This is a genomic window from Haloarcula sp. HT12 (genome assembly GCF_055271655.1).
The window spans coordinates 327,428-347,425 of the sequence record NZ_JBUXKW010000005.1; the positions used below are offsets into that span (position 1 = coordinate 327,428).

General features: G+C 49.7%; 13 protein-coding genes and 2 pseudogenes. 8 read left to right on the forward strand and 7 right to left on the reverse strand.

All coding sequences use genetic code 11. The annotated features are described in order from the left end of the window. Positions 1–200 precede the first annotated feature (200 nt). Positions 201–905 (forward strand): annotated as a pseudogene (locus ACY9XZ_RS18105) (IS1595 family transposase); the annotation flags it as partial. A 31-nt stretch (positions 906–936) separates the two neighbouring features. Here the strand turns inward: ACY9XZ_RS18105 and ACY9XZ_RS18110 are convergent. The 5 genes and pseudogenes from ACY9XZ_RS18110 to ACY9XZ_RS18130 form a co-directional block, all read right to left on the reverse strand. Then, positions 937–1,881: a UDP-glucuronic acid decarboxylase family protein gene (locus ACY9XZ_RS18110; protein WP_463458404.1), complete on the reverse strand. Its 945-nt coding sequence runs from the start codon at positions 1,879–1,881 to the stop codon at positions 937–939. Between the two features lie 165 nt (positions 1,882–2,046). Then, the gene (locus ACY9XZ_RS18115) at positions 2,047–3,846 is read right to left on the reverse strand and encodes an ABC transporter ATP-binding protein (RefSeq protein ID WP_463458405.1); all 1,800 of its coding nucleotides are present in this window, start codon (positions 3,844–3,846) and stop codon (positions 2,047–2,049) included. Between the two features lie 969 nt (positions 3,847–4,815). After that, positions 4,816–5,394: a glycosyltransferase gene (locus tag ACY9XZ_RS18120; RefSeq protein ID WP_463458649.1), complete on the reverse strand. Its 579-nt coding sequence runs from the start codon at positions 5,392–5,394 to the stop codon at positions 4,816–4,818. A 24-nt stretch (positions 5,395–5,418) separates the two neighbouring features. Further along, positions 5,419–6,060, reverse strand: a pseudogene (locus ACY9XZ_RS18125) (glycosyltransferase); the annotation flags it as partial. A gap of 1,159 nt (positions 6,061–7,219) precedes the next feature. After that, positions 7,220–8,263, reverse strand: coding sequence for an NAD-dependent epimerase/dehydratase family protein (locus tag ACY9XZ_RS18130; protein ID WP_463458406.1), 1,044 nt, complete (start codon positions 8,261–8,263; stop codon positions 7,220–7,222). A 1,119-nt stretch (positions 8,264–9,382) separates the two neighbouring features. Here ACY9XZ_RS18130 and ACY9XZ_RS18135 point away from each other — a divergent pair. From ACY9XZ_RS18135 to ACY9XZ_RS18145, 3 genes are all read left to right on the forward strand, one after another. Beyond that, on the forward strand, positions 9,383–10,087 hold the full coding sequence (locus ACY9XZ_RS18135; RefSeq protein WP_463458407.1) for a class I SAM-dependent methyltransferase: 705 nt from the start codon (positions 9,383–9,385) through the stop codon (positions 10,085–10,087). 541 nt (positions 10,088–10,628) lie between these two features. Beyond that, complete coding sequence (locus tag ACY9XZ_RS18140; RefSeq protein ID WP_463458408.1) at positions 10,629–11,594, forward strand: glycosyltransferase family 2 protein; 966 nt, start codon at positions 10,629–10,631, stop codon at positions 11,592–11,594. A 52-nt stretch (positions 11,595–11,646) separates the two neighbouring features. Further along, entirely contained in the window at positions 11,647–12,852 is a 1,206-nt protein-coding gene (locus ACY9XZ_RS18145; RefSeq protein ID WP_463458409.1) for a glycosyltransferase, read from the forward strand. Between the two features lie 873 nt (positions 12,853–13,725). Here ACY9XZ_RS18145 and ACY9XZ_RS18150 read toward each other — a convergent pair. Beyond that, positions 13,726–14,472, reverse strand: a complete 747-nt coding sequence (locus ACY9XZ_RS18150) for a hypothetical protein (protein ID WP_463458410.1) — start codon at positions 14,470–14,472, stop codon at positions 13,726–13,728. Positions 14,473–14,680: 208 nt separating this feature from the next. Then, on the reverse strand, positions 14,681–15,850 hold the full coding sequence (locus tag ACY9XZ_RS18155) for a glycosyltransferase family 4 protein (RefSeq protein WP_463458411.1): 1,170 nt from the start codon (positions 15,848–15,850) through the stop codon (positions 14,681–14,683). 114 nt (positions 15,851–15,964) lie between these two features. Here ACY9XZ_RS18155 and ACY9XZ_RS18160 point away from each other — a divergent pair, with 114 nt between their 5' ends. From ACY9XZ_RS18160 to ACY9XZ_RS18175, 4 genes are all read left to right on the forward strand, one after another. Further along, positions 15,965–16,600, forward strand: a complete 636-nt coding sequence (locus ACY9XZ_RS18160; protein ID WP_463458412.1) for an IS6 family transposase — start codon at positions 15,965–15,967, stop codon at positions 16,598–16,600. A 97-nt stretch (positions 16,601–16,697) separates the two neighbouring features. Next, positions 16,698–17,564 (forward strand): glycosyltransferase, encoded by an 867-nt coding sequence (locus ACY9XZ_RS18165; protein ID WP_463458413.1) that lies wholly within the window; start codon positions 16,698–16,700, stop codon positions 17,562–17,564. 120 nt (positions 17,565–17,684) lie between these two features. Continuing rightward, positions 17,685–18,488 carry a glycosyltransferase family 2 protein gene (locus tag ACY9XZ_RS18170; RefSeq protein WP_463458414.1) on the forward strand — a complete coding sequence of 268 codons (804 nt, stop codon included), beginning with the start codon at positions 17,685–17,687 and terminating at the stop codon, positions 18,486–18,488. Beyond that, entirely contained in the window at positions 18,488–19,723 is a 1,236-nt protein-coding gene (locus ACY9XZ_RS18175) for an O-antigen ligase family protein (RefSeq protein WP_463458415.1), read from the forward strand. The genes ACY9XZ_RS18170 and ACY9XZ_RS18175 overlap by 1 nt, the downstream gene beginning before the upstream one ends. Positions 19,724–19,998 lie beyond the last annotated feature (275 nt).

Consider the following 19,998-nt stretch of genomic DNA (forward strand, 5'->3'; position numbering starts at 1 on the left):
TGTTTACTACCATCTAATACCGCTTGCGGTATGCTACTTCTCGGCCCCGATCGGAGAAGTCCCCGCACGCTTATTTCAGACCGCCAGTAAACGGACGGGCATAGATGATGATGAAGACATCGTCCGATTACGGGGCACGCTGCCCAAATCTGAGTATGAGGGCCTCAAGGATAAGTTCCCTGCCTCAGCCGACTTTTCTGACACGCACGATCTTCGCGCACGCGAAGATCGGCCTTGACAAGCTCTTGTTCGCGTTCTACACGTTACTCCGATTCAACACGAGTATCCGCCAGCTAGACGCTGAAATCGACGTCTCCTATCGGTCGCTCCGGCGGCGCGTCGAGCAGTTCGCCAGAACGCTCGACGCGCCAGCCATCGATCTTGTTGGCCCGGTCGAAATCGACGAGGTCTACGTAACTGCGGGACTGAAAGGCCGCGAGCGCGACCAGGAGTCGCGCTCGTGTGGTCTCTCGAAGCGTGGTCGTGGAAGCTACGTTGAGGACAAACCACCGGTGTTCACACTCGTTGATCGTGGCAGCGGTCAACGATACGTCGTGCCAGCGAAATCCGCTGACGAATCGACCGTGCGACTCCTGCTGGCTGACCGCCAGCAGGAGTCGCTCACCGTCTACACTGACGGATTTCGAGCGTACGATCCGCTCGAAGAAGATGACGCATTCACCCGCAAATACGTCGTCCACGGCGACGGAGAATACGCTGACAGCGACATCCACGTCAACACTTGTGAGAGCCACGCGTCGCTGACGCGACGATGGCTCTCGCCCCACCAAGGAGTGTCAAAAGACAAGCTAACACCCTATCTCAGAGCCTTTCAGCTCCGCCGAGAACTCTACAGAAAACCAGGTGACGAAGCGCTCAAACATGCTTCCGACGTCGCCCTCTGAAAATCAACAACGTGCTTCACAAGAGCGTAGTTTAGTACTGTTTCTTAATTTGCGCTCGGAAATACTCCGGTAGTTGCTCTATACCCTCTCGAAGCGAAACTGTTGGTTCCCAGTCAAAATGGCTCTTCGCCTTTGTCATATCTGGCTTCCGAACCTGTGGATCTTGTTTCGGTCGCTCTTCGTACACGATTTCGCTCGAACTATCGGTGACGTCAATGATGAGTTCTGCGAGTTCTTTGATCGACCACTCGTCGGGGTTACCGAGATTGACGGGCGACTGGATTTCTGCCTTCATGAGCTCTCGCAGTCCGTCAATGAGATCGCTGACGTAACAGAAACTCCGGGTCTGTTCACCCTCCCCATGAACTGTCAGTGGTTCGCCCTGAAGGGCTTGTCTCATGAAGGTCGGTATCACGCGACCGTCGTCAAGACGCATTCGAGGTCCGTAGGTGTTGAACAGTCTCGCAATTCGGACGTCGATGTCGTGTTTATCCCGGTACGCTCTGACTAGCGCCTCGCCGTACCGCTTAGATTCGTCGTAGCACGACCGTGGGCCGAATGGGTCGACGTTCCCGCGATAGCTCTCGGGCTGTGGATTGACCTCTGGATCGCCGTACACTTCGCTCGTCGAAGTAAAGAGATACTTCGCGTTCTTCTCTTTCGCCAGCCCGAGCGTCTTGTGTGTTCCGAGCGCTCCGACCTTCAGCGTCTTTATGGGGTTCTCCTGATAGAACACGGGCGAAGCGAGGCTGGCAAGATGCAGAACCCAGTCCAGATCTCCCGTCGAATGGATGAAGTTGGTTACATCATGTTCATAGTACGTAAAGTTGTCGTGGTAGAAAATCGACTCGAGGTTTTCTGTCTGCCCGCTAATCTGGTTGTCCATGGCGATGACTTCGTAGCCGTCTTCGAGAAGAGATTCACAGAGATGTGAGCCCAGAAATCCGGCTCCGCCGGTGACGAGTACCCGTGGCATCGTAGTTTACTCACACTGTCTTCGCGGGATTAATTGCTTCGGTTCCGCTCGTTTTCGAGTACGGGCAATACACCGCACTCTTCTTCAGCATGTTCCAGTACATCCTGTATTACTTCCTCACGTCGGTGAGACTGAGCCAACTCGCTGGGCTTGCGGTTTCCTATTCTAGAAGCTTTCTCGCTGTGACGAGTAGAGTTTCGCGTACGTCCCGTCGGCGTCGATAAGTTCCTCGTGCTGTCCCACTTCCGTGATCTGGCCGTCGTCCATACTGTAGATCCGGTCCGCGTTGAGGACAGTCGATAGCCTGTGTGCGACAGTGAGCAACGCGTAGTCCCGATCCATCGACTCGATCGCTTCCTGAACTTTCCGCTCGATTCCGATGTCGAGGTCACTCGTCGCTTCGTCGAGCACGAGCACGTCTGCATCCACGAGTAAGGCTCGGGCCAGTGCCACTCGTTGTCGTTGTCCTCCCGAGAGTCGGACGCCGTCGTCACCGAGTTGGGTGTCGTATCCGTTCGGGAGCGAGTCAAAGAATTCCACTACTTGGGCAATTTCACAAGCGCGGTCGATTTCGAACTGTGAAGCATCTCGATTCCCGATCGTCAAGTTCCTTCGGAGGGATTCGTTGAAGATGTACGGGTCCTGCCGAACTACGGCTACTTTCGACCGCCACTCGTCGACCTCGAACTGGGAAATGTCGGTCTCGTTCGCCACAATTTGTCCCGAATCCGGGGTGTAAAGACGAGCGAGCAACGAGACAATTGTCGATTTCCCCGCACCTGACGGGCCGACGAAGGCGACGAACTCTCCCTGTTCGACCCTACAATTCACTCCTTTGAGTACTTTCTCGCCCCCATTACTGTAGGTGAATGTGATGTCGTCAAAACGAATGGATTGGATACGGTCTGGAACCGGTGAGTCTCCTACTTGGATTTCTTGGTTCTGTTCGAGGTCGTCGATGAACTCCTGTGTGCGAACGAGATGAGGTAATCTAGTATCGAGCTTATAGAAAAGGTGATTGAGTGTACTCACTCGCGGGCCGAGCCTGAAGAGTGCGAAGAGGAACACTCCAAGAGAGCTCAGAGATAAAGAGGAGTACGTCAGTCCCACATAGATGAGGGCGAATATCGCGATGGCGGTCAGGAGTTGATAGAAATTCTGGATCGCGGCAGCGTTACGGTCTGACTTGACTGCGGACGTACGAAATTGATTAACCGCCTCCGTGAACGAATCAAGTAACTCAGAGCGGAGCCTAAACAGTTTCACGTCGCGGATACCCTGCGTTCCAGCCTGTGCAGCCTGTTGGATTCGTTCGTTGGCGTCCGCGACTTTTCCGCCAAGATTGTAGCCGGATTCGAGAACGTTGTTAAAGATGTAGCTAATCGCTCCGAACAGTACTGTGGTCACAAGGGTTAGCTGTGGGGCGACATACAGAGCAATTGAAAAGTACATCAACGAGAGCAGCGCTTCCTGGATGATCCTTATCAATACGTTCAAACTTTGGCCCGCGTACTCCGCCTGTGTGACGATGGCGTTCAGTATGTCGTCAGATCCCTCCTGGTCGAAATACGAGGTATCGGCAGTCGTTGCGCGAGTGAAGGCCTGTTCTTGGAGATACGCCGTATAGTGTGCCCGGATTGATCCACGTAACCACCCGACGAGGAAACTTAGAAGGTACCGAATGCATAGTATCGCGGCGACTCCCACAACAAGGTATCCCAGCGTAAACGGGAGTCCGATAGTGCGATAGATCTCCGCGAAGATACCCAAAACCCCGCTTGTTGCTTCGGGGTCGATATCACCTCTCGCAAGTTCGATAATCGGTAATATAAATCCGAGCCCAACGCCCTCAAAGGCGGCTGAAAAAACACTCAGTGTGATAGCAGTAGCCGCTAACTTAGGTCGATACTTCACTGCTCGCAGTACCGCTGTGAACCGTTCTCGACGTGTTAATTTCTCTCTCATAGATCTCTGCTAAGAATTTCTGACGGCGGGAGTCGTACAGTATCGTTGCCACTCACTCTTTCAGGCAGAGTCTCTTCCTCTTTTCGAATGATAGTTGGTGACATCAACAGCTGCCCTAATTGGTCCGAACCTCCGCGAACCACTCGGTAGTCCATTGCAGAACCCCTTCCAGTTCAGTTGCTGCCCCCCAGCCAAACAGTTTCCTGGCGCCTAATTCATCAAGTCGGCGGTGCTGAAGACTGTCCTGCTTCAAGGTTTTCCACCCAACGTCGTCAGGACAAACACCTGGACCTTCGAACCGATCTCGACGAGGCGTTCAGTCAGGTGTGAACCCACAAACTTGTCTGCAGCAGTGGCGAACACCAAACGCTCGGTAGACTCAGATTTCATACCCATCTGTCCAGTGGAACACAATTTCGACGTTAGTATCTTCTGGTTGGATTGCCGTCCACCACTCATCGTGTAACCATGATTCACTAATAGGGGGTATTCTTTCATAACACGCTAATATAGTACTTCTAAGTTGACGGGTAGCTGAGCGAAAGAGTCCTCCGAATAAGGGCTAATGTCACCCCGCTTATCAAAGAAGTAATATTACCTACGAAAAGTCAGGATTCCTAAAAGAAACACTTCTCTCAGCGCTCGAAGAGTCGGGTGCAGTTTTCGTACACGTCGTTAACGGTGGAGACTGAAGGCGACCGGGGTGATAGCGGCCGACGAAGCCGTCGACATTGCTGACAGCCTATTACGGTACATAACCGCCGTTTGCTAGAGCTGGTCGAAGGACTATCTCTCGGCGTCCACAGGTGTAACTACGATACAGGACAAAAGTCCTACCCAAGGTCTGGAACAGTTCGGCGTGCAAATGCTCTTATTCCAGTTCCTCAATACTAGTGGAAGCTCAGAAGGCGTGTATTAGCCACAGAGGAGTAAACAATAGCCGAGGATCGTTGAATGAGATCCAGCAGCTCAAACCATTGATTCATAGAGGTCCCGATACTGTCTCGCCACGTCGGTAAAGTGGTACTCGGCGACCGCCCGGTCACGAGCCTGCTCGCCTAGTCGTTGCAGCCGTTCCTCATCGGCGAGTATCCACTCAATACCGTTGGCGAGATCCTCTGGGTCGTACGGGTCGGCCAAATAGCCCGTCTCCCGATCAATGACCGTATCTGACGGGCCCGTTGCATTGAATGCGACGACAGGGGTACCACACGCCATCGCCTCACTAACGGTTTGGCCGAATCCCTCGTATTGTGAGGGGACCACCATCACATCGGCCGCGGCGTACAGTGCTGCCAGGCTTTCTTCGTCCCTAAGATATCCTGTGTAGTGCGTCGGCCGTCCGAAATCCGGGGAGGACTCCGGTTCACTCGTCCCGAAGACAACCAGTTCCGGCTCCGGCCCGTCGATGGGACCGAACTGGTCAAGTGCGTCCCGTAGGAGGTCAAACCCCTTCCGCGAATTACTGAGTGGTCCAACTGACCCGAACAATACGAGCGGTACGTCGTTCGGGAGTCCGAAAAGTTCGCGGCCTACCGTCGGGTTCACAGGCCGAAATGTACTCGTGTCAAGTCCATTGGGTATGATTTCGATATTGCAATCCCGAAACACCGAGCTCTCCTTGGCACACGAAGCCAGCCACGAACTTGTAGCCACGACGGTGACATCGGCACGTTTGACTGCTTGCCGTTTGCGTCGGAGGGTAGCCCATGAGGGATCTATACTATGGCTACTATCTAGTTTCGGACAGTTCCCACAGTTATCATGATATCGCGTACACTCATCAGCATAATGACACCCCCCTGTGAGCGGCCACATATCCGGCAGCCGCCAGACTATTGGACGGTTGAAATCATCGGCAGCTGCGGCACTCATATAGCCGCCAGCGACCCAGTTCAGATGGACAAGATCCGGGTTGAGCTGGTTAACGCGACGGTCGATTCGGTCGGGGAGCCAGTCAATTGAGAATTCGCTGGCCGCATCATACGGTGCGAGGGGAAGCCTGTCGAGTATGGGCCGGATGTGGGAAAGAACTGTCCCAACTTTGCTATCGGGCCCAAGTATCGTCGAGTCATCGGTTGACTTCCGACGGACAAGCATCCGAGATGGGACATCGATTGCTCGCAGTCCCTCGTGAATTCGCCGCGTCGCATTGCCTGCACCTCCTGAGTCACGGGCAGTAAGCAACAGCGGGCGAATAGGAGCCATACCCATATCACCAGAGGGTTAAATAAAAGTATATCACATCTCTTCTGCCAACTCTTGATTTACTCGTCTCTTCAAACTAAACACAACCGATTTAATAGACCAGATCTAGATCATATCTGCCAATCTTTCCCTTATTTTATCGACTGGCTCATATGTTTATGAGATAGAGAGTCTAGTAACGGCCGATCCAACTGTTCAAATCCATCCTCAAGAACGGACTGGTATAATGGGACCAGAGAACAATCACCGAGGAATGCAGCGAAAGTGCTGAACGTGCTTGGTGGAGTTAGAACGATATCACAGCGCGATAGTTCAGCAAAATTTTCGAGATAATGACCTGGCCCGACAGCCTCTCCAGTTGCGAAGTGATATGAATCCTCGTGAAAGACAGATGGATCTTGAGATTCGTCAGAAGCTAGTACATAACAAATATTATCCGCAGGATATGAGTTCTCAAATTCTTCGATCATTGTCTTATATTCTGTTGATGTGAAGAAGTAATCGCCATCTTTCCACGTCCTGTAGTCGTCCTGTCGAATGAGTACCCCTACAACAAGGTCATACGATGACCGGTGCGATTCGATGTACCTACACGCGATATCGAGATATTTCCGAGATGGTTGAAGATGTGTCCGGATTTGGTCCCGATATTTTTCGACGAGCGACCAACTGCGAATTCCCCAGCCAGCTAGTACAGAAACACGTTTCGAGTTGAGCTTACTGACTATTTTCGGGGCCGCAAGATCAACATGATCGAATGTCTCACCCGCGACCGCAAACGGGGCGTGAGTGCTTCCTCCGATTATGCTTTGTGCGTCATTGCGCGAATCAGCCAACCGATGTATTGTTTGATATCGGAGTCCATCGAACGGACGGTGGTGAAGGATCCGTTCGGTTATTCCTCCACCCCACCCATATCTCATGAGGGGACGCCACAGTCCATCGGGACTGTTCTCAGCGATGTCAGAGAGGGGTTCTACCGGAGATCCATACAACTCTGCATACGGACGGATTGCGAGATCTAGTACCTCGAATTCTGGATGCTCGAGTTCGAATGCGAGCAAGTTCGCATAGTTGAGGAGTTGGTTACCTAACCGTCCACCACCATGCGTGAAGATTACGTGTTTAGTCATTAGTTAGAAAAACGAGATCGGCATCTCAACGTTCAGACTGACAGTTCTCGCTTCAACGACTCCGAAATTTCTTGGAAGATGTCTCGTAATCCGTAGGTTAGTTCCCAGTCGGGATAATGGGATCTGACCTTAGAGAGGTCGGAGATCCACCACTGATGGTCGGCTTTTCGTTGCTCGCCGTGAACGTAATCGAGTTCCTTCCCGGTCACGGCCTCAATAAGATCGAATGATTCGCGAAGCGAAATGGAATTTTCACGACCGCCACCGACGTTGTATACTTCACCGGACCGGGGGTTCGCTAAATACCGACGGAACAGGTCAGCGAGGTCCTCGGCGTGGATGACATCTCGGACCTGATAACCCTCATATCCGTAGACGGTTAGTTGCTCACCTGTTAGAGCGAGCTTCACGAAATAGGGCTCCCAGTTGTGAAGTTCGACGGCACGCGCGGCCCCACCAGTGATACAGCCCATCCGGAAACTGGCAACCTTCAGATCGTAGAGCCGGCCGTACTCCTGAACGTAAAGGTCAGCGGCTGTCTTCGAGACACCGAACGGGGTGTGCATGTTCTGGTCGATGCGAAGCGATTCGTCGAAACCAGAGCGAAGGGACTCGTCGACAGGCTCGAATCGATCGCCTTCTTTCTCGTAAGAAAAGTAGTTCGGAACCTCTCCATAGACCTTATTCGTCGAAGTGAAGACCATCGGAGCGTCGTCGTTCTCCGTTCGGAGTGTTTCAAGGATACGAAGCGTCGGTTTGACGTTGATCTCGAAGTCGGTAATCGGAACATCGATCGACTTCGGATGTGAAGGTTGGGCGGCCGTGTGAACGACGCCATCGACGTTCGCAACGATAGACTCGAGTTCCTCGTCGCGGATGTCCAGTTCTTGATGCCTGATTAGATCATGATCTAAGTGAGCCTCGACGTTTTGTTCCGTGTCGCCTTCATCTCCAAAGATATCACCACGTCCATAGTTATCGACGCTGATTACTTCGTACCCGTTCGATGCCAAGTTTCGACAACAAGCAGATCCGACTAAACCAGCCCCGCCAGTGACAAGTATGCGCTCAGTCATTATGATGATTAGAAGGGAACAGATTATATAAGTTGTTATAACTGTTATCAGATTCCAATTTACAAGGGATCGTACACTACTGATAAATTGAAAATAATTTCAGTACCTATACATACTATTGATCGTTCCCTTGTGTGAAAATCATTAAAAAGACTATTCTATTGCATTCAAAGCCAGTAGCAGAATAACATCGTTACAATAGTTAAAGCGAAGTACAAGTAAGGAACGTAACTGGCTCTTCTTTCGGCTCGTTAAATAATATAAATCCTGGCTCAAAAACCTGTCCTGCAAGGTCACGGGGTTAGTTAGCAACCCAACTAACAATGGATTAGTTGGCTGGAAGCATTTCAGGTTGCTTTTTCTTCGCATTCACATGGACGCGAGTCGGGAGGAGATCGTTGATTAGATATGGGATAGATTGCGTTCGTGCTGTCTTACAATTGGCCTGCACCGGATTCTTGACACCATCAATGCTGCGGCAGCCGTTCGAAAGTGTTCTCACCCGCATTTAGCACCAAGTGCATGGCCGCACTCCAGCGACCTGTGATCCGGCTGAACACGGTGAGTTAGATACCACATCCTGCAACGATGAGGCCGCATTTATTACGTAAAGCGGTCTGATCGACACATGCAGTTGCTGAAAACGATGGGCCTTTTTGACATTGAGTCGGGCCCTGTTCTTGATTTTCGCGTATCGGCACACTAGTTCTATGACACATAGGTGAACGTCGGATAGGGCTTCGAGATACTGTCAAGAGCGAGAATCTCGCTGGTAACTAGGGCGGGGACGACTAATATTTCCGGGATGCATCCGAGCAGAGTCCGTCCACATATCAGACACGTGTGTTCATTCGGTATGATTATGCCCACAACTCACTGTTGGACAGTGAGTTTACTGGCAACACTGGATGGTTGAGATACGTTTTCGGCTCTCAAATACCTATATAGATCCGATGTCAAGCCAAGCACATAGTACCGCGGGTTTCATGAACTATTGCTCACTGCCAACATTTACAATCTTGAACAAAACCCACCATAGTGATTCCTACCCCCTTCCGTAGATTCAATAGAGCAGATAAAAAGGAAACAACCTAATGAGATCGTTATCAAGACAGAATAATGAACCCGATAAAAACCATAGCGAAAAAGATCGTCACAACAGATATTGCACACCAATATATCTCAAAAGCATATCATCAAAAATATCCGGGCTCTCGCCAGTACTGGGAGAATAGATATAAAGAAGGTGAAAGCTCTGGTGCTGGTTCATATAATAGACTAGCTAAATTCAAGTCAAATATTATTGAGGATTTCATAAACCAACACGAAATTACACAAGTAATTGAGTTCGGTTGTGGGGACGGAAATCAATTGTCTATGATTGAATACCCCTCCTATATCGGACTAGATGTATCACCAACTGCAATCCAATTATGTATAAACAGATTTGGAAGTGACAAATCGAAAAGTTTCTTTCTATATGATTCTGAATCCTTTGTCGACAATCACGGAATATTTCAATCTGATTTAGCTCTTTCATTAGATGTTATATATCATTTGACGGAGGACGATATATATGAAAAATACATGGAGGATTTATTTTCCAGTTCTAAAAAATACGTGATGATTTATTCATCAAATACTACTAAGGAGTATGTCGATGACAAACATGTTAAACATAGAAAATTCACTGATTGGGTAAAAAACAATGCTACTGACTGGAAGCTTGACGAGGTTATTGATAATAAGTATCCTTATGATCCCGCAGATCCAGAAAATACTTCTTGGTCCGATTTTTATGTATTCAGACATACCTCACATTAAAGATATTTCCATACAACAAGCGTATAGGGTTAGTGTAGTAGTCTTAATTAGATTACTTGCGTGTTCTGGTCGCCCATAATGCTCTGTTTGCCCGTCTCCGTCGGCAGCGTCACTAGCGTCGCCATCTCTGTCCACTGATCCTTGATGAGACATGGCGGTGGACCGGGTGGAGGAGGTCGCCGCGCCCGGTGAAATTGAGCTTGGTGACGGTGGTGAGCCAATCATACACTGGTTATTCGGGAAATTGAGGAACTTCTCAATCCCGGACGGTGATTTCCCTTTCGATATGCCAGATCGCTCATGAGGGACGGCCTTTGCATCTGTCTCCGTACGCCTTTGCTGACGCAAATGCCCCTCATTGACTCTATCCAACTTACTACCTTCGTCATGATATTCTCTACATATCCTTAGAATATGATTTAGTCTGCTAATTCCTATAAGAAGGAGAAAGTGTATAACATTGAGGCTTAAATAATGAATTAAGACTATATCAAAGGATACCAAAACAATAGTATAGATTGATAAATTTGTTAAAATATTAATGCAGTTTGGAACAGCTATGAATTATACGAGTACATTAAATAAACCGGACGCTATTAAAACACCAGTTGTACTGTTCATATATAATCGTCCAAATGAGACAAAAGAGACATTTGAGAAAATAAAGGATGTAGAACCATCGAAACTGTACATTATTGCAGATGGACCGGTAACCAGCGATGAAAAAGATATACGGAAATGTATCGAAACAAGGGAAATTACAGAAGGGATCGATTGGCCTGCGGAAGTCAGGAGAGATTATGCAGATAAGAACTTGGGACTACAAAAAAGACTGATATCTGGTTTAAATACTGTATTTAGCCGGGAAGAAGAGGCAATTATTTTAGAGGATGATATTGTTCCCTCTGAATCATTTTTCTATTTTTGCCAGGCATTGCTATCTGAGTATAGAGGTGATGAAAGAGTATTAGACATTGTGGGAACCAACTATTTGGAATCATGGAAGAATGATGTCCAGGATTATCATTTTTCCACTATTGGAAGCAGTTGGGGTTGGGCAACATGGAAAGATATGTGGGAAAAATACGATCCTCAGATGAGTCTTTGGAAGCACAGGGAAATTCGCGATGAACTTAATAATTACTATGTTGATGAGCGTATATCTTCTCAAGCAAAGCGGTTATATGAAATGACATATAAAGGCGAGATTGAGACGTGGCATTATCAGTGGGGATTCTTGGGAGCTATTCAATCATCATACCACATCGTTCCTGCAAGAAATTTAGTGAGCAATATTGGTTTTAATCGAGAAGGAACTCACACTACAGACGAATCATCCCCGTTTTCAGAGATAGACAGGTATGAGATTGAGTTCCCACTGCAGAGCCATAATCATGTCATGCCAGACATTGAGTATTCTAAGAAATATTTTGAAAAAAGGGCTACAGTTTGGGAAAAGAGACCAATACTTATGAAATTGCACAGCATTTTATCTGATATTATATGACTAATCAAGGCTACATTGTCAGTAACCAATCTGAGATCATGAACTGAACACCATGAAGGTAGAATTTGTTGTCAGGAATTTTCCGAAATTGACAGAGACCTTTATACTGAATCAAATTAGAGGTGTCATAGATTCAGGACATGAAGTATCAATTATCGCAGATCACCCTGGTGGAGAAAATAAGGAACAATCAATCATCCAAGAGTATAGTTTAAAAGACGATATATATTACCACAATATTCCTTCCCGACCAATTGGAGAGATCTACAATGCGGCAATACAAGCCGCTATTGTTACCCACCATTATCCGATAAGATTGAAATCACTCATTCAAAACGAGTGGAAGTCACCCAAGAATGGTGTTCGATTATTATCACGTTCAAAACCATTTCTAGAAAGAGACTCAGATATTATACACAGCCACTTTGGTTCAATTAGTGAATACTGTGCTGATCTAAAGCAAAGTGGAGTGATAACTTCCCCACTAGTAGCTTCATTTCACGGTGTAGGAGTGCGCCATGCAAAGAACGTTGACAATGATGTTTACCAGAGTTTGTTTCAACAATCAGATCTACTTTTAGCAAATTCAAAATCCGTCAGAAATGACTTGATTAGGTTGGGGGCGAATAGGGAAAAAGTAAAAATACACTATCACGGGATTGACACTCAAAAATTCACTCCAGCGAATCAAAATATTAGCGATAACCCAGAGAATATCACAATATTATCAGTAGGTAGATTAACTGAAGAAAAAGGACACTTTGATGGATTAGAAGCGGTCAATAGAATACTATCAGATTATAAAGACATTCGAATTGAGTATCGAATTGTAGGTGGTGGCAAATTGGAAAACCAACTGGAGGAAGAAATAGAACGTCTGAATATCACAGATACTGTGACTCTATGTGGTCCACGGAGGCATGAAGGAGTAATCAAAGAGATGGAAAATGCCGATATTTTCTTTCATCCAAGTCGTGCCGAAGGGTTCGGAATGGTACTGTTAGAGGCACAAGCGATGGAATTACCTATCGTTGCTACAGATGTTGGGGGGATACCAGAAGCAGTAGATGAGAACAGGTCCGCTTTACTAGGCCCCAAGAGAGATATAGACTCTATGTCAGATCATCTGTCAGCGATTATTGACTCACCGGATCTTGCGATTAAACTGGCGAAAAATGGTAGAAGATATGTCGAAGAAAACTATTCAATGAAAGTCCTGAATCAAGAGCTGATCGGATTATATAAGTCATTAATCTAAATTATGTTGGTTGAAAAACACACCGGGATCATGCCTGCTGTTGACCCGCAAATGCTGACAGAGTGCGATTTGAATCGACTCCGGGTTTCAGAAGTGGTACGACTCCTGAACAAGTTCATCGAACGATATCTGCATACGTCAAAACCAACAGCAACGACGTTAACCTAGAAGTGTTACGCTCGTGACGAGGGACGACAAAGGATGACACTTTCCATGGAAGACGATATGCCCTTCTGAAGCGGTCTAATATTAGTTCAAAAGTGACAATCAATTAATGAAGGGTATTCTGTCCCTTCAATCGGATTCGTCCGAAGAGGAGGACAACTCAGTGGTCCGACCTACGTCTATATGAACATAAAGAACTATCTTAGGTAGATGATTCTCGACAGATCGTATCAATAGCTGAAAGTCGCAGCGGGCAAGGGCGACGCGAATGGGCCGATCCAGGAAGCACGATTCCACTCAAGACGTTCGTCTTGGAACGTGGCGCCGCGGACCTGCTCCGATAGGTTAGTTGGCGTAACAGGGGCTCGCGAAACAATGAGGCGTCTCCAAAGGCCGACTCATACCCTACTCTAGAGCGTTTCATCTTCGACAACGTGCCCGCCGAAAATCCAGTGAGAAAACACTCAAACCTATTCTTGAAACCGTCCTATGACGCCACAAACAATTGCTTACCCATGAGTGATATAGAAAATCCATCGAATTAACAGGGTTGGGAGATACGCAGAGTTAGGTCCGTGCTTGAGGGAATTGGTTCTGTCACACCGTCTGTGTTATCTTGTTAGCCATTACCCATATGCAAGAGATATTTCTACATACGGTATATCTCGTCAAACCATTCCGGATATCAGGCAAATTGAGCGATCTCAGTTACCCTGTAGAAAATCTGTTGTATATTTTACGGGCTACAGAATATAGTCCTACTTTTTTTAGAGCTTGTCTGTTACTTTCTGTATTTAAATAATCAAATAGATCTTGAATTATCAACCTCGTCCCTTTCTCAATGTTCGATTCGTTCCATCTTTTAGTAGCAACATCTTGAGCATAGTTTCTTACTATATTTTTAGCAGAGGGGGGTACCGCTACAATCACATCTTCAGTAATAGTAATATAGTAATCATCATTCAATTCACTCTTCATTTTCAATATTATATCGGAGATGGTAGGCCAATCTTCAGCGGAATGGGGTCTGGGAGGCGGTGAGCAAAATAACCGAGCATCATCAATAAATATATAATTTTCCACACTAGATTTGCCAATTGCTTCTAGTTCCTTTAACAGAGGACACTCGTAATCTTTGCCAGCGGTTCCCTCACCAGAATAGTGTGCATCCAACCAAAATATGGCAGGAGAATCCAATTTTTGTATTATATTTCCCAGCTCTTCTTGTGACTTTCCTTTTATAAACTCAATATTTTGCACATGTCCGTATTCGCTCAGTGCATCATTGTAGAGTTTGTCACTCAATTCTATTGTTTTAATATTCTTAAATTCATTACTTGCCCAGCTGGCCGTGCTTCCATAGAATGTTCCTGTTTCAATAAAGTAGTCAATATTGAATTCTTCACTCAAATTTCTCATTAGTTCTCTTGGTGGGCCCATTCGAACTTTTCCCATAAACATATCGTAATATTCGAGTGTTATGAAGGCAACGTCTGGCCGTTGATGTGATTATCTCCATACTCTGTACCTTCCAAATCATTGCTATATAGCCTGATCTTAGTCGCTTGTTTTGTCTTGATGAGTCGACGGTAGCAGTTGAGCCACTCTGAACGAAGAAAAGTTCGTGTTTAGGACGCGAACCTCCTCAGCGATCTCACCAGCCTCATCCATCATGGCGTTCTCCCGGTACTCCTTCGGCAAGCGCTGTCTCAACAACGTCGACGACCTTCGATTGTTCGGTCTCCCAGTTGTACCGTTCTTCGACGGCGCGGCGGCCGTTCGAACCGAGTGTACGGGCCTTATCGGGATTGTCGAGGAGGTCACCGATCGTGTCTCCGAGCGCCTCGATGTCGGTCGTGTCGACAGTAACGCCACACTCTGTCGCCGTGGCGATTTCCGGGAAGCCACCAAAATCGGGCATGACAACGGGGAGTGCAGCGTTCATATAATCGGGGATCTTGCGAGCATTCCACCGAACAATTCGATTCATCGGGACCGGCTGATAGGGTGCGGCAGCTATGTCACCCTGACTGAGAATACCGTGGACCTCCGCATAGTCTACCCGACCAGCGAACTCGACGGCGTCGCGAACGCCGAGTTCCTCGGCCCGAGTCCGCAATCGGTTTGCAGTGTCGTCGACCGAATCGCCGACAAACAAGAGTTGCGTCTCCGGGCGATCCCGGTGGGAGAGCGCAAACGCCTCAAGGAGGGCCGTCACACCCTTTCGGTCGTCGAGGACCCCAACATAGACTACTGTCTCGTGTGTGTCATCACGATCGGGTCGGGGCTTCAGATTGGGGAGGTTATAGATGACCGATATGTTCTGAGTGAACCCTTCGTATCGTGTCTTCACAACGTCATCGGCAGTATCGATGACAGTAATACCCTGGACGGCATGGAGACATGCACGTTCGAGGGTCTTGACGCTCCACGAAAACAGCGGGGCAAGCGGCGAGTCCCGTTCCGCATAGTCCTCGACGCGTGGGTCGACGACGTCGTAGACGACAGCAGTCTTGGAGATAGCGCCGAGAAAGACGGCGAATGGAAGCAACGAAACGTGCGCACAGAGAAATAGGTCGGTCTCCTCGCGTCGAAGCGCGCGGAGAAATCTGAGATAGACCAGCGGGAGAAACAGTGTATTGAGCATCGACACGCCGACGCTCGGTCCTGAGATTCGAGTCACGGGAACCGTCTCACCGGCGGCGTTGGAACTACCGCCCCTATCCCAGCACAGTGCCGCCACGTCATGCCCCTCAGCGGTCAGCGCCTCCGAAAACAGCTCTATCCGGGGATTGAGATGCGACCGATGAAACAGGACTTGAACGGAAGCCATCTGCACGGAGTTGTGCCGCGGACCACAAAAACGGCTTCCATCACCTGTTGTAGTGCGGGGACGGTCGTGTTTAGTTAAGCGTGAAAAGTGAGGCGGACGGATTTCTTGGTGCCTATGCCAGAAATCAGCCGCCTCAGCGGGAATAGAGACTGGATTGATTTGGATTTTGTGGAGCGTGAGCGGACACCCGAGCAGGCGATGGCGTTGGGTATTCAATCGCACGTTGCAGGGTTGTCGCTGTCGAATACCGTCGAATTACTCGATTGTTTGGGTGTCCAACGCAGTCGAAAAGCCATCCACGATTGGGTGCAGAAAGCCGATCTACAGCCCGAGTCGGGAAAAGCTCCGAATCAGATCGCGCTCGACGAAACCGTGATTCGGATCAACGACCAGCAATTCTGGCTGTACGCCGCCGCTGATCCCCAAACTAACGAACTGCTTCACGTCCGGTTGTTTTCAACGACCACGACCGCTCTCACGGAAATTTTCCTGCGCGAACTGCGGCAAAAACACGATGTCGAAACCTCCGAGTTTCTTGTCGATGGTGCTCAACACCTCCAAACTGCACTGCAACGAGTTGGCCTCCGATTTCAGATGCGTCGCCACGGAAATCGGAACGCCATCGAACGGATTTTTCGAGAACTGAAGCGCCGAACCTCGTCGTTTTCGAACTGCTTCAGTCACGTCAAACCGGAAACAGCCGAAAATTGGTTACAGAGTTTCGCTCGCTGGCACAATGCTCCAAACTAAACACGACCGCGGGGACATTCCCAACCTGTTTAGCTCGTGAAGAGGAAGTTGGAGTGTACAGCGATACTCTTAATTATCGAAATCGAGAGGTACGAATGTGTCGACGCCGTTCACCGTCCTGTTGCCTACCTATCAGGGAGATGAGCCAGCGCATCTAGATACGGCCATCGAGAGTTGTTTTCATCAAACTCGCAAGCCCGACGAACTTCTCGTCGTCGAGGATGGACCGCTAACGCAATCCCTCGAGCGGACACTCGCAAAGTGGCAACGTCAGTATCCGGACCGGCTCCGCAGGCACGCGATTCCGAAAAATAAAGGGCTTGGAAACGCACTCCGGGTCGGTGTTCGAGAGTGTACCACCCCACTGGTTGCTCGGCTCGACGCCGACGATATCAATGTCGAGACACGCTTCGAGACCCAGTGCCAATATCTCGAAACCCATCCCGAAATCGATGTCCTCGGCGGATACATCGACGAGTTCAACGACAATCCCAACGAACCAATACGGCGACGGAAAGTCCCGCAGAGCCATGACGATATCGAGCGGATGGCTCGGTTTCGGAACCCGATGAACCACGGGACCGTCATATTCCGCCGGTCGGCTATCCTCGCTGCAGGCAACTATCGGCCGGTCTCGCGGATTGAGGACTACGACCTGTGGGTGCGTCTGTTGTGTGACGGCGCACGGTTCGCGAATGTATCCAAGACGCTCGTACTGGTCCGGGCGGGTGAGGAACTGGCTGACCGCCGCGGCGGTATCGAGTATGCCCGCGCCGAGGTCCGCCGGCAGGTGGAGTTTTACGAGCGCGGATTCATTTCGGCCCCAGTGTTCCTGTTCAATATTCTCAGTCGTGTCTCACTGCGGTTCGTACCCAATCGGGTCCGAAACTTCGTTTACGCGGCTGTCGCCCGGGATCCACTCGAGTCAGAGGAGTCTCCCCGTGCGAATCAACACGGGCCCTGAGCACGATCGAGTGCTCTCGCAGTGCCGTCTGTCCCCCTATTTCGAAGGCAACGCCTAGCGACCGCCGGTATCCGATAGCGTACCAAACGGTATTTATATTCTATCGACCAATGCCCGCCTATGCCCGAGGTCTCGGTGAGCGTGGTGACGCCCTCCTTCGAGCAGGCGGAATTCCTTGAGGACAATCTTCAGTCCGTAAAGACTCAGTCGGGAGCCGAGATCGAACACGTCGTTGTCGACGGTGGTTCGACCGATGGGACGGTTGACCTTCTGGAGGCCTACGAGGATCAGTATAACCTCCGGTGGGTATCCGAACTGGACGACGGCCAATCCGATGCTATCAACAAGGGCATCGAAATGGCGTCCGGGGAGTGGATCTGCTGGGTGAACTCCGACGATTACCTGTTACCCGGCGCCATCGAAACTTTGGCCGAAGCTATCGAACATCGACAGCGTGCCGACGTCGTATACGGCGACTACCTCTTTGTCGACGCGGACGGTAACGAGATCGGCCGGAAGTACAGCACGCCACCCTCCCGGTTCGTCCACAAACACTACTATCAGTTCACCGGCAATCACAGCATGGCGATCAGGCGAGACACTGTGCGTTCGCTAGGCGGTGTCGACGAGAGTCTTGATTACGTGATGGACACGGATTTTCTCTGGCAACTGCTAAATGCGAACCTTGAGATGGTCCAGGTCCAGGCGTTCATCGGCGCGAGACGCCTACACGAGGCCGCAAAGACGACGGGAGACCCACCACCGGAACGTAAGGCGGAGATACGGGAATTACAATCTAGGTATGACCTTTCTCTGGTTGAACGGGCTCTCCCGGATAGGCTCTTGGCCGCTATCGCGATGGGTGTTCAAGGGGCCTATCACGTTCTCAACGGTCGGCCAGAAGCACTCCGGTACATACGCTAATGAGTGGCACTCGCTGGGCGAATCTGTTGTTTATGCTGTTTCTGGTCAGCGTACTCTTTTCGCTTCAACTCCCGCTTCCGGGTGTTGGCTCCAAGTACGCTTCAATAAACGCCTCAGACTTTGTCGTGTTGGCTATTGGGGGATTGTTTGTCTGTCAGCGAATCTGGGCCAACGATTGGCGAGTCAAGTTGACGGTCCCGAAGGTCACTGCAGGGTTCTGTCTGCTCGGCTTCTGGATTCTACTCACGGTTGCTATCGCTTCCGTCCGCGAACCCGTGTCCGTTCTGATTAATGTTCTCTGGGCCCTGAAGTGGATCGAAATTTCCGTGTTCCTCGTTCTCACACAGTCTTTCGCCGCGGATATCAACTGGGACCAGGCACTTAAATTACTTCTCGGTGGCGGGGCCCTGATCGCTGTTATTGCCACAGTACAGAACCTCACTGCTACGTCCACGTTCACACAATCGACGGTACTCTGGCGGAATCCAAACACCATGGCTGTCTTTCTGTCTCTCACCGCATTACTCGGTCTGTTAAACGGCGCCCTTTGGCTTCAGGACCGCCCTCGCCGTGCCTGGATCAGTTCTCTCGCCGGGTTGCTGTGTCTGATCGGTGTCCTTACCGCAGGCTCGCGGTCAGGCATGATCACATTGGTGGTCGGTGGCAGCATAGGTCTTCTGTTACTACGGAGGCAATTACCCATCCGTGTGTTCGTCCCTGGAATAATTGGGGCCGTCTCGATTGTCTTCACCCTCCTGTTAGCGACGAGACCTTGGCTTCTTTATCGATACTTACCGGTTAATCTCATTAACGGCGAGCTCATGCTCAACCCGGTGTTCTTTGGCGGGCTAGAGAGCCGATTCCGCCTCACACAAGAGGCGATTGATCTGTGGATCCAGCAACCGATATTCGGCTACGGTTGGTTTGCCTCGCCGGAAAACCCCCGGGTCGGCTATCTCGACGTGTTGTACTCACAATTGCTAGTCGATCTCGGAGCAATCGGATTCGTACTCGCGATCGGATTCTATTTACTAGTTGTCCGTGCGTTTGTCGTTCGTATCACGGACCATTCTCTGACTGTACCCATCGCTGGCGCTGGCTGGCTGGTCGGTATGCTCGCAGCTGGTATCGGTGGTGCCCACGCTCGCGTACCTCGTCTGATGTTTCTGTTCGTCTTTGTCCTCGTCGCCGCATCTGCTCTCTACTCACGAGATACCCAGACGTTCTGGGCTTGACGTCCGATCCGTTAATTGAGTTTCACCCAAATGAAAGATCACGAGTGTCCTTTCATTTCGGCTCACACCGTAAAATACCTTCAGCAAGCTGCTGACTGTATAGCTGACGGCTCCCCCCTCCTGTCCTTCGTTCACTACCAAATCTGCACTCACTAGCGATGAGTCGTCCGCCTGACATTCCACTGGAAGATATTTCTCCAGTTCGGTCGCGGTGGGTTGTCCACGTACCCAGTTCAACAACAGAGAGGGTGCTTCGATGTGGACGAGAATGGAAT

Coding starts and splice junctions, on each gene's coding strand:
- ACY9XZ_RS18110 (WP_463458404.1), bottom strand. CDS start 1,881: ATGCCACGGGTACTCGTCACCGGCGGAGCCGGATTTCTGGGCTCACAT.
- ACY9XZ_RS18115 (WP_463458405.1), bottom strand. CDS start 3,846: ATGAGAGAGAAATTAACACGTCGAGAACGGTTCACAGCGGTACTGCGA.
- ACY9XZ_RS18130 (WP_463458406.1), bottom strand. CDS start 8,263: ATGACTGAGCGCATACTTGTCACTGGCGGGGCTGGTTTAGTCGGATCT.
- ACY9XZ_RS18135 (WP_463458407.1), top strand. CDS start 9,383: ATGAACCCGATAAAAACCATAGCGAAAAAGATCGTCACAACAGATATT.
- ACY9XZ_RS18140 (WP_463458408.1), top strand. CDS start 10,629: ATGCAGTTTGGAACAGCTATGAATTATACGAGTACATTAAATAAACCG.
- ACY9XZ_RS18145 (WP_463458409.1), top strand. CDS start 11,647: ATGAAGGTAGAATTTGTTGTCAGGAATTTTCCGAAATTGACAGAGACC.
- ACY9XZ_RS18150 (WP_463458410.1), bottom strand. CDS start 14,472: ATGGGAAAAGTTCGAATGGGCCCACCAAGAGAACTAATGAGAAATTTG.
- ACY9XZ_RS18155 (WP_463458411.1), bottom strand. CDS start 15,850: ATGGCTTCCGTTCAAGTCCTGTTTCATCGGTCGCATCTCAATCCCCGG.
- ACY9XZ_RS18160 (WP_463458412.1), top strand. CDS start 15,965: ATGCCAGAAATCAGCCGCCTCAGCGGGAATAGAGACTGGATTGATTTG.
- ACY9XZ_RS18170 (WP_463458414.1), top strand. CDS start 17,685: ATGCCCGAGGTCTCGGTGAGCGTGGTGACGCCCTCCTTCGAGCAGGCG.
- ACY9XZ_RS18175 (WP_463458415.1), top strand. CDS start 18,488: ATGAGTGGCACTCGCTGGGCGAATCTGTTGTTTATGCTGTTTCTGGTC.